The sequence below is a fragment of the Micromonospora sp. ATA51 genome (assembly GCF_016802855.1).
Classification (GTDB): domain Bacteria; phylum Actinomycetota; class Actinomycetes; order Mycobacteriales; family Micromonosporaceae; genus Micromonospora; species Micromonospora sicca.
This window is the reverse complement of sequence record NZ_JAEVHJ010000249.1, coordinates 1-10,142: the sequence shown is the minus strand read 5'-3', so window position 1 is coordinate 10,142 and position 10,142 is coordinate 1. Positions and strand designations below refer to the sequence as shown.

Below are 10,142 nucleotides of genomic sequence, written 5' to 3'. Positions count from 1 at the left end.
CGCCGCCGGAGCGGACGCGGCCGCCGCGGGGGCGGCCGGCGCCGAAGGGCCACCGGCGGACGCGACGAATGCGCCACGCAGCCGTCGGGCGACGGGCGCCTCGACGGTGCTGGACGCGGACTTGACGAACTCGCCCATTTCCTTCAGCTTGGCGAGAACGGTCTTGCTTTCGACCCCGAGCTCTTTTGCCAGCTCGTGTACGCGGGCCTTACCTGCCACTGCACTCCTCACTCCGAGGTCGTGCGGGCAGCACCCGCAGCGACCTCACTCCTGCACTTGAAGCCTGGTCATTTCAGGGACTTCATCGTGTGCTCATGTCGGTCGTCCTACCTTGCTAGCGACCCTCGTCCGGTCGGGCTGACCGGACGTAGTGGTTGGCGCGTCAACATGCTCCGCCAGCTCACCGTGATCGACGACCCCGGTGATGCGCAGTGCCCGCCCGAAGGCGCGGCGGCGCACCGCCTGCGCGAAGCAGGCCGGATCCGGGTGCATGTGCGCCCCCCGACCCGGCAGTCTGCGGGCCGGATCGGCCCGGAGGCTGTGACCAGCCTCGTCGCCGACCGCGACGATCCGCAGCAGTTCGCTGGCCGGCGCACGTCTCCGGCAGCCCACACAGGTGCGCTCCGGCAGCGCGCGTCGTACCACTGGAGAAAGTCTACCCCTAGCTGCTCGAGATCGCGCCGCCCGGCTCCGGCACGTGATCAGCTGCGCCCCGGCCGGCCGTCTCGGTCTGCTCCGCGTCGGAACGGATGTCGATCCGCCAACCGGTCAGTCGGGCGGCAAGCCGGGCATTCTGCCCCTCCCGGCCGATCGCCAGGGAGAGCTGGAAGTCCGGCACGGTGACCCGGGCCGTCCGGCTGGCCAGGTCGACCACCTCGACCCGCAGCGCCTTGGCCGGGGAGAGCGCGTTGCCGACGAAGGTCGCCGGGTCGTCCGACCAGTCGATGATGTCGATCTTCTCACCGTGCAGTTCGCTCATCACCGCCCGGACCCGCTGGCCCATCGGGCCGATGCAGGCGCCCTTGGCGTTCACGCCGGGGGCGGTGGAGCGGACCGCGATCTTCGTACGGTGACCCGCCTCACGGGCGATCGCGCCGATTTCGACGGTGCCGTCGGCGATCTCCGGCACCTCCAGCGCGAAGAGCTTCTTCACCAGTGCCGGGTGCGAACGGGACAACGTGATCTGCGGGCCACGCATTCCCTTTGCCACGTGCACCACGACGCAGCGGATCCGCTCGCCGTGCGTGTACCGCTCGCCGGGCACCTGCTCGGACTGCGGCAGGACGCCCTCCAGCTTGCCCAGGTCGACGCTGACGATGCCCTTCTCGACCCGCGCCTCGTGCGCCTGCACCACCCCGGTGACCAGGTCGCCCTCGCGGCCGACGTACTCGCCGAAGTGCACCTCGTCGGTGGCCTCCCGCAGCCGCTGGAGGATCACCTGCTTCGCGGTCATGGCGGCGATCCGGCCGAAGTCGTGCGGGGTGTCGTCCCACTCCCGCACGACGGTGCCGTCGTCGTCCACCTCCTGGGCGTAGACCAGGGCGGCCCCGGTCTTGCGGTCGATCTCCACCCGGGCGTGCGGCTCGGCGCCGTCGGTGTGCCGGTAGGCGGTCAGCAACGCGGTCTCGATCGCCGCGAGGATCGTGTCGAACGGGATCTCCCGCTCGCGCTCGAGTGCGCGCAGCGCCGCGAGGTCGATGTTCACCTCTCCTCGTCCTCCACATCATCTTCGTCGTCGATGTCGTCAGTCTCGCCGGCCGCGCCGGCCGCGTCCGCGTCGTCGAACTCGTCCGCCTCGTCGATCTCGTCGAGGCGGGTGAACTCGACCTGGACCCGACCGGGTCCGAGGTCGGCGTAGCGGTGCTCCGCGCGGCGCGTCCGTCTCCAGCACCACGCGCTCGTCGTCGGCCTCGACCACCCGGCCGGTGACCTGCCGGTCCCCGGCGGCCCGCTGCTCGGGCAGCGCCGCCCCGCCGCGCACGGTCACCTTGACCAGCCGGCCGACGTTGCGCCGCCAGTGTCGGGGCAGAGTGAGCGGACGGTCCACGCCCGGCGAGCTGACCTCGAGCTGGTACTCCCCCGCCACGATGTCGCCACCGGCCTCCTCCGCGGCGTCCAACGCCGCGGAGACCGCGCGGGAGACGTCCGCGACGGCGTCCAGGTTGATCCCGCCGTCGGCGTCCACGATCACGCGTACGACGTGCCGTCGGCCGGCCCGGGAGACGGAAAGGTCCTCCAGGTCGTACCCGACGCCCTCGATCACCGGCTCGATCACCTCGCGCAGCCGCGCGCGCCGGGCGCCGAGGTCACCGCCGCGCGGTGCGCCGACCCGGTCCCCACCACGGGGCCCGTCGGCCCGCCGGGGTCGCCCGGACGGCCCGGTCGGCCTGGTGGCACGGCCACGCTGCGTCATCTGGCGCCCCTTCTCCTGATCGAGCTGCGGTCCGCTTCGGCCCGCCATGCCGGCACGCCACCGGGGCGGTCGCGCCCGGTGGCTGCGCAGAGCGTAACGCGCCTGGCGGGTGACGGACCCGGCGGCGCACCGACGCCAGTGGCCCACGGGCGGCCACGGATGGTGTTGACTTGTCCGGTGGCGACGGGCAGAACAACACAGCGCAACGGGGCACCGGGGCATTCCCGGCGAAACGTGCTGCGCGCCGGGGCGCTGGTGGTGGTCGGCGGTGCCGCCGTACCGCTGACCGGCTGTGATCTTTTCGACCGGGGCGACGACAAGCCGCCGCCGCCCGATCCGCTCGAGCCGCTGGCCGCCGAGGCGGCCGCGCTGGCCGCCCGGCATCGGGCCGCGATCGCCGCCGACCCGGCCCTGGCCGACCGGCTGACCCCGATCGCCGACGCCCACCAGGCCACGGCGACGAGCTGCGCCGGGTGATCGGCCGCCCGCTGCCGTCCGGCGCGCCGAGCGGCACGCCGTCCGGGGACGCGGACCCCGCCGACCCGCTGCCCGGCTCTTCCGGAGCCTGCTCCTTGAGCAGGCTCATGACCGCCGTCAAGGCCGGCAGCACGCGGTCGGCGATCTTGGCCACGGACTTGCCGTTCAATTCCTTGCCCTTGGGATACTCGGCGAGCACGTGCCCGACCAGGCCGGTGGCCGAGCCCAGCGCGATGCTGCCATTGGTGGCGATCTTGTGGGGTGAGCCGCCGGCGGCACCAGCGGCGGACAACAGCGTGACGGCGCCGTACGCGGCAATCCGCAGCGTGGTCTTGTCCTGGTCGGAAAGGGTGATGGACATGGTTATGCACTCCCTAAATCTGGTACGAATTTCGCTTAACGGACGGATGGGGAATGTGGGTCTTACTGGTGCCCGGGGTAGGCGACCGCGCTGGCGTCCGGCAACAGCACCACGGCCGGTCCGCCGCTGCCCGACCGATGCACGAAAATGCGGCGGCCGTCGATCTCCTGGGACCCTCCGGGCGGAGGCGTGAGCTGAGTTGAGGAAGCGCTGTCTTCTGTCATGCGTCCACCATCGGCGCCAGGCCTGACACCGCCCCGCCACCGCCCTGACACGACCACTGACACGGTGATCCAATTGGTCGCGCCAGGCCAGGACGCCGCACGACTCTCAATGTCACGAGATGTTGATCTTAAAATCCTTGAGGCTGGCCCATCCCGGGTTCGGTCCGCACCGGCTGCGTGGCCGCGGCCCGGGCCAAGCCGTGACCGGGTCTTGACGCCGCGTCGGCGATTGGAGGCCTGATCTTCGTGCATGGCAAGATCTGTTGGGTGCAGATCGGGATGCTCGGACCGTTCGAGGTTCGCACGGACGACGGCAGCGTCGCCGACGTGCCGGGCGCGCGGCTGCGTGGGCTGTTGATCGCCCTTGCGCTCGAACCGGGTCGTGTGGTCCCGAAGGCGACGCTACTCGACTGGATCTGGGGTGAAAATCCGCCCGCCGACGCGACGAATGCCCTGCACCGCTTGGTTTCCCGGCTGCGAAAGGCGCTGCCGGAAGGGCTGATCGAGGGGCAGACGGACGGCTACCGGTTGACGGTGGAACCCGACGCCGTCGACGCGGTGCGCTTCGAACGCCTCGTGGGCCGGGCGCGCGACGGCGAGGGCCCGCAGCGGGTGCGGCGGCTGCGGGAGGCCCTCGCGTTGTGGCGCGGTGCGGCCATGCAGGACGTCGGTCTGCCCGACAGTGCGGCTTTCGACGCTGCGGTCAACCGGCTCGAGAGGCTGCACCTTACGGCCATGGAGGAGCGGTTCGACGCGGAGATCAGCCTTGGCCATGGTGCGGAGCTGGTCACGGAGCTGACCGACCTCGTGGCCGCGCACCCGGTGCGAGAACGGCTTGTCGGCGCGCTCATGCGGGCCCTCGTGGCGGCCGGTCGCGACACCGAGGCCCTGCTGGTGTACCAGCGTACGAGAGAGGCCTTGGCCGACGCGCTGGGCGTCGACCCCTCACCGGAGCTGTCCGCATTGCATGTCGCGCTGCTGCGCGGCGAGTCGGGACGGCGGGAGGAGAACCGGAACACCAACCTGCGGGCCGAGCTGACCAGCTACATCGGCAAGGACGCCGATGTGGCCGCGGTCGCCGAACTCGTCGCCGAGCACCGGCTCACCACCCTGATCGGTCCGGGCGGTTCGGGGAAGACGAGGCTGGCCACGGAAACCGGGCGCAATCTGCTCGGCGACCTGCCCGACGGGGCCTGGATGGTGGAGTTCGCGGCCATCGGCGCCGACGGCGACGTGGCGCAGGCCACGCTCGCCGCGCTCGGCCTCCGCGACGCACTGCTCGGTGAGGCGTCGAACCTGGAGCCGAGGGACCGGCTCATCGCCGCCATCCGCGAGCGGGAGATGCTGCTGATCCTGGACAACTGCGAGCACGTGATCGAGTCGGCGGCCGAGCTCGCCCATCGCATGCTAGGGGAGTGCCGGCGGCTGCGGATCCTGGCGACCAGCAGGGAACCACTCGGCATCACCGGTGAGGCGCTGTGGCCTGTCGCGCCGCTGGCCCTGCCGGACGGGAACGCCACCCCCGGCGAGATCGAGTCCGCGCCGGCCGTCCGGTTGCTTCTAGACCGGGCGCGCGCGGTGCGCAAGGATCTCGTGGTCGACGCCCACACGTTGGCGACCATGGCGCGCGTCTGCCGGGCGCTGGACGGGATGCCGCTGGCGATCGAACTGGCCGCGGCCAGGTTGCGCACCATGTCGATCGATCAGCTCGCGAACCGGCTCGACGACCGGTTCCGGCTGCTGACCGGCGGCAGCCGTACCGCCTTGCCACGGCACCGAACGCTGCGTGCGATGGTCGATTGGAGCTGGGAGCTGCTGACCGACGCCGAACGGGTGGTCCTGCGCAGGCTCTCGGTGTTCTCGGATGGGGCGAGCCTGGAAGCGGCCGAGCGGGTCTGCGCCGGCGACGCGGTCGAGTCGGAAGAGGTGCTCGAGTTGCTCACGGCGCTGACTGAGAAGTCGCTGCTGGTCGCCGCGGGTGACAGCGCACCGCGCTACCGGATGCTTGGCACGATCAAGGAGTACGCCGCGCAGCGTCTCGCCGAGGTGGGGGAGTCGGACCTGGCGCGCCACGCGCATCTGGCCTACTTCACCGAACTCACCGAGACCGCGGACCCGCACCTTCGCCGCGCTGAGCAGTTGACCTGGCTCGCCACGCTCGACGCCGAGCACGACAACATCAGTTCCGCGATGCGTGGTGCGCTCGCGGCCGGCGAGGCGCAGGCGGCGATGCGGCTCGCGGCGGGTACCGGCTGGTACTGGTGGCTCAGCGGGCACAGGGCCGAAGGCATGGAGCTGATCACCGCGGCCACCAACATCCCCGGCGAGGTGGGCGACGAGACCCGGGCCACCGTCTACGGGCTCGCCGTGACGTTCGCCAGCTCCGGGCGGGCCGCCGACGAAGACCAGGTGGCGGAGTGGATCCACAAGGCGTACCGGTTCGCCCAGCGCAGCCAGTCCCGCAACCCCGTGCTGGCCTTGGTCGTCCCGCTGGAACGCATGTTGCAGGCACCGGACGCGTTCCTGCCCGCCTGGGAATCATTGCTGGACAACGAGGACCCCTGGGTATGCGCGCTTGCCCGGCTGCACCTCGGCAAGTCACGGGTCATGCTGGGCCACGCCGGGCGGGACGCGGACGCGTACCTTGAGATGGCGCTCACCGAGTTTCGGACACTCGGCGAACGGTTCGGGATCTCGTTCGCCCTGACCGAGCTGGCGGACCGCATCGCCACGCGGGGCGAGTTCGCCGGTGCGTGCGAGTACTACGAACAGGCGGTCGAGGTTGTGACCGAGGTCGGTGCCATCGAGGACGTCATCCGGATGCGGTCGCGACAGGCTCAGCTGTACTGGCTGCTCGGTGATGAGGATGCCAGCGAGGCCGCAGTAGCCGAGGCGGAACGGTATGCCGAGAGGGTCACCTGGCCGGAGGCGCTGGCGGAGCTGGCCCTGTCGAAGGCGGAACTCGCTCGTTGGCGCGGCGACGCCGAGGAGGCTCACCGGCAACTCGATGTCGCAACGACCATGCTGGGGGACAGAGCGGAGAAGCTCCGCGCGGTGACGCACGACCTGCTGGGCTACCTCGCCGACGATCTAGACAAGGCCGGTGAATACCATGCCGCGGCCTACCGCGCGGCGGCCGAGGCGGGGCACGCGCCCATGATCGCGCAGGTCCTCGTCGGGGTAGCGGACCTGGCACTGCGCCGCGACCAGCCCGAGCAGGCCGCGCGGCTGCTAGCGGCGAGCAACGCCGTGCGCGGGCTGCCGGATCGTTCGCTCCCGGACATGGCCCGGATCGAGCGGGCAGCACGAAGCCGCCTCGGCGACACGGGGTTCGCCGAGGCGGCTCGGGAGGGCACGGAGACGAGCTGGAGTCAGCTGGTCGAGGTCACGCTCGCTTCTTGAACGTGGAACGCGCCCACAGGTATCCGACGAGAGCAATCCCGACGCACCAGGCGACGGCGATGATCGCGTCGCTGGTGTCCGGTGCGCCGTTGAGCAACCCGCGCATGGTTTCGATGATCGGCGTGAAGGGCTGATACTCCGCGAACTGCCTGAGGCCCGGCCCCATCTTCTCCGCCGGGACGATCGCGCTGCTGAAGAACGGCAGCATGACCAGCGGCACGGCGGCCAGACCCGCCGTCTCTGGAGACTTTGCCGCCAGTCCCAAGGCGACCGTGAGCCAGCCGGCCGCGAATCCGAGCAGCACGATCATGCCGGCCACGCCGAGCCAGTCGAGGAGACTCGCCGACGGGCTGAATCCCAGCAGGAAGGCCACCCCGATGAGCGCCGCGATGGCGACCACGTTGGTCAACACACTTGCGATGACGTGACCGGTCAGCACCGCACCACGGGAGACGTCCATCACCTTGAACCGGTTGATGATGCCCTTCGTCATGTCGGAGTTCACCGACGTCGCGGTGGCCCCCAGCCCGTAACAGACGGCCAGCAGGATCAGTCCCGGCGTCGCGTAGTCGATGTAGTCGACACCGACGTTGAAAGCGTCCCCGAACATGTACACGAACATCAACATGATGATGATCGGCATCAGGACCGCGTTGAAGACCGAGGTCGGGTTCCTGGCGATGTGCTTGAAGTTGCGACGCAACATCACCAACGAGTGGGACTGGGCGCTCATTTCGCGTCCACCTCCGTGGCGTGGCCCGTCAGGGCGAGGAAAACGTCGTCGAGGTCGGGCGTGTGCACGGAGCACTCCTCGGCACTGAGTGAGTGCTCATCGAGCCTGTCCAGCAGAGCCCGAAGCGATTTCGTGCCGCCGTCGCTGGGAACCCGCAAGGTCAGTGCCTCGTCGTCCCGCGTGGAGTCGGTGAGGACCCGCGCGGCCGCGTCGAGTTCGGCGGCGGTGGTGAACCGGAGCCGGACGTGGGTCCCGGGGATCTGGCGTTTGAGCTCGTCGGGAGTGCCCTGGGCGACCAGGCGGCCCTGATCGAGTACCGCGATGCGGTCGGCGAGCTGATCGGCTTCCTCGAGGTACTGGGTGGTGAGGAAAATGGTCACGCCGTCGGCGACCAGGGCACGGATGATCGACCACATCGTGCGGCGGCTGCGCGGGTCCAGTCCCGTCGTCGGCTCGTCCAGAAAGATGATCTTCGGGTTGCCGACGAGCGTCATCGCCAGGTCGAGCTTCCGGCGCATACCCCCGGAGTAGGTCGACGCGGGCTTCTGCGCCGACTCCACCAAATCGAAGCGCCCCAGCAGCTCCGTGACGACCCGCTTGCCGTCGCCGGAGACCGCGCGGTTCAGATCCGCCATCAACTGCAGGTTCTCCTGCCCCGTCAGCAGCTCGTCCACCGCAGCGAACTGACCGGTGACTCCGATCGCCGCGCGCACCGCCTTGGCCTCGGTTGCGACATCATGGCCAGCGACGCGGACCGTGCCACCGTCGGCTTTCATCAACGTGGTCAGCACGTTCACCGTCGTCGTCTTACCCGCCCCGTTCGGGCCGAGTAGGGAGAACACCGTTCCCGCGCGGACATCAAGATCGATGCCGTCGAGCACGACCTTGTCCTTGTAGGCCTTTCGCAGTCCTGAGACCGCAATCGCTGAAGTTGTCATGCGGCCAACTATCGGGACCCGGCCTGTCACCCCCCTGACACGCCCCTGACACGACCACTGACAACGTGGTATGGGCGATTGACTTCCAGTTCGACGCGACCACTGACGGCCGTCCGATCAAGATCGCGAACGTGATCGACGAGCACACCCGGCAAGCCCTCGGCGGTCAGGTCGGCCCGGTCGATCAGCGGCGACGATCTCGGCCGCATCGCCGCCGCGCGGGGGCGGTGGCCGGTGGCGATTCGTTGCGACAACGGCCTCGAGCTGATCTGCCAGGCCCTGCAGACGAGTGCGCCGGGCGGGTGAGGCTGTCGTTCATCGACCCCCGGCTGCCCGTGGCAGAACCCGTACGTCGAGTCCTTCCACGGCCGTCTGCGCGACGAATGCCTGAACCTCCACCACTTCGCCATGCTGCTCGAGGCCAAGGTCGTCATCGACGACTGGCGCGCCGAGTACAACAGCGTCCGCCCGCACAGCGCCCTGGGATACCAGCCGCCAGCCCGGTACGCGGCACACTGCACCCACCAACACCAACAGCAAAAACCCGAGCTCTCAAAGCCTCTGCACAAGTAGACGGGGTCTGGTCACGTCCCTCGCTGTCGAGCTCGTGCCGCAACGTCTGCCCTGTCCTCCAACGGCACTTTGAGGGCGGGCGGTCTGGGCTGATAGCTTCGTCGGTCGTGGACAGCGCTGATGACCTACAACTCGCGTTCGACGCGTCGGATCTGGCGGCGGACCTCGCGCTCGCTTACTTCGAGTCTGGCGTTTCGGCAACGCTGAAGGCCGACGGCACACCAGTCACGGAAGCCGACCGGGCAGTCGAGCGATTGTTTCGCGAGACGTTGTCTGCGGCGAGGCCAGAAGATGCGCTCCTCGGCGAGGAACTTGGTCAACTCGGTGAGTCCGATCGGGTCTGGATCATCGACCCGGTTGACGGCACGTCGTTCTTCAGTCGGCGTGACCCGAACTGGCGAGTTCACATTGCGCTGGAGGTTGCCGGGAGCACTGAGATCTCGGTCGTCACCGCTCCTGCGCTGCGACGCTGCTGGTGGGCGACCCGAGGCGGCGGTTCTTTCGAGTCGTCCTGGCCACGCGAGGAGGCCGAATCGAAGCGCCTTGAAGTCAGCACCACTTCGATGTTGGCTGATGCTCGGCTCGATGCTCTGGACGACGCGTCCAGAGCCCGTCTCCCACCGAGCGCGGCCCGCGCACCGGCAAGCCCCCTCCCGCTCGTCGAGCTTGTTCGTGGCGAAATCGATGCCTTCTTGGTCGAGCGCTACCACATCTGGGATCACGCGCCATGGATTCTTCTCGTCGAGGAAGCGGGCGGCCGTTTCACCGATCGAACCGGAGGACATGCGGGCGATCAAGGCGGTGGCCTGTACTCCAACGCCAACTTGCACAGTCACTTGCTCACCGCGCTTCAATACCCGGCGCGCCCCTGACCGCCGGGACCAAGCGACCTCCGGCGGTGACAGTTGATGCGGCGCGGTCTCGGAACTTGTCAAGGTCGGTGGGACCAGTGGGTGTTACGCCGCTTGGGGTAGCGGTTGATCGGTTGCGGGTTCGGGTGGGTTGATCCAGACGGTGTCGG

The 10,142-nt window shown here is 69.4% G+C and carries 8 protein-coding genes and 2 pseudogenes; 4 read left to right on the top strand and 6 right to left on the bottom strand.

Annotated features, from left to right (window positions below; genetic code table 11):
* From JNW87_RS28355 to rimP, 4 genes and pseudogenes are all read right to left on the bottom strand, one after another.
* A partial coding sequence (locus JNW87_RS28355) for a translation initiation factor IF-2 N-terminal domain-containing protein (RefSeq protein WP_238454710.1) occupies positions 1-219 on the bottom strand: 219 nt, incomplete at its 3' end.
* Positions 220-312: 93 nt separating this feature from the next.
* Positions 313-645 (bottom strand): YlxR family protein, encoded by a 333-nt coding sequence (locus tag JNW87_RS28350; protein WP_109800762.1) that lies wholly within the window; start codon positions 643-645, stop codon positions 313-315.
* 16 nt (positions 646-661) lie between these two features.
* On the bottom strand, positions 662-1,705 hold the full coding sequence (gene nusA, locus JNW87_RS28345; RefSeq protein ID WP_109800761.1) for a transcription termination factor NusA: 1,044 nt from the start codon (positions 1,703-1,705) through the stop codon (positions 662-664).
* Positions 1,702-2,413 (bottom strand): annotated as a pseudogene (gene rimP / locus JNW87_RS28340) (ribosome maturation factor RimP). The gene nusA and the pseudogene rimP overlap by 4 nt, the downstream one beginning before the upstream one ends.
* A 177-nt stretch (positions 2,414-2,590) precedes the next feature.
* On the opposite strand from rimP, the gene JNW87_RS28335 reads away from it, so the two are divergent.
* Entirely contained in the window at positions 2,591-2,890 is a 300-nt protein-coding gene (locus JNW87_RS28335; RefSeq protein WP_238454709.1) for a hypothetical protein, read from the top strand.
* An 852-nt stretch (positions 2,891-3,742) separates the two neighbouring features.
* The gene (locus JNW87_RS28330; RefSeq protein ID WP_238454708.1) at positions 3,743-6,877 is read left to right on the top strand and encodes a BTAD domain-containing putative transcriptional regulator; all 3,135 of its coding nucleotides are present in this window, start codon (positions 3,743-3,745) and stop codon (positions 6,875-6,877) included.
* Here JNW87_RS28330 and JNW87_RS28325 read toward each other — a convergent pair.
* Both JNW87_RS28325 and JNW87_RS28320 read right to left on the bottom strand, forming a co-directional pair.
* Positions 6,861-7,610: an ABC transporter permease gene (locus JNW87_RS28325; protein WP_109800389.1), complete on the bottom strand. Its 750-nt coding sequence runs from the start codon at positions 7,608-7,610 to the stop codon at positions 6,861-6,863. The two genes, JNW87_RS28330 and JNW87_RS28325, sit on opposite strands and share 17 nt — an antisense overlap.
* Positions 7,607-8,548, bottom strand: coding sequence for an ATP-binding cassette domain-containing protein (locus JNW87_RS28320; RefSeq protein ID WP_238454707.1), 942 nt, complete (start codon positions 8,546-8,548; stop codon positions 7,607-7,609). The genes JNW87_RS28325 and JNW87_RS28320 overlap by 4 nt, the downstream gene beginning before the upstream one ends.
* Before the next feature lie 68 nt (positions 8,549-8,616).
* Between JNW87_RS28320 and JNW87_RS28315 the strand changes: the two are divergent.
* Together JNW87_RS28315 and JNW87_RS28310 are read left to right on the top strand one after the other, a co-directional pair.
* A pseudogene (locus JNW87_RS28315) lies at positions 8,617-9,121 on the top strand (integrase core domain-containing protein); the annotation flags it as partial.
* 107 nt (positions 9,122-9,228) lie between these two features.
* Positions 9,229-9,993: an inositol monophosphatase gene (locus tag JNW87_RS28310; protein WP_238454706.1), complete on the top strand. Its 765-nt coding sequence runs from the start codon at positions 9,229-9,231 to the stop codon at positions 9,991-9,993.
* Positions 9,994-10,142 lie beyond the last annotated feature (149 nt).

What these genes read in the sequence shown, in the direction of transcription:
- JNW87_RS28320 (WP_238454707.1), bottom strand. Translation starts at nt 8,548, where the DNA reads ATGACAACTTCAGCGATTGCGGTCTCAGGACTGCGAAAGGCCTACAAG.
- JNW87_RS28325 (WP_109800389.1), bottom strand. Translation starts at nt 7,610, where the DNA reads ATGAGCGCCCAGTCCCACTCGTTGGTGATGTTGCGTCGCAACTTCAAG.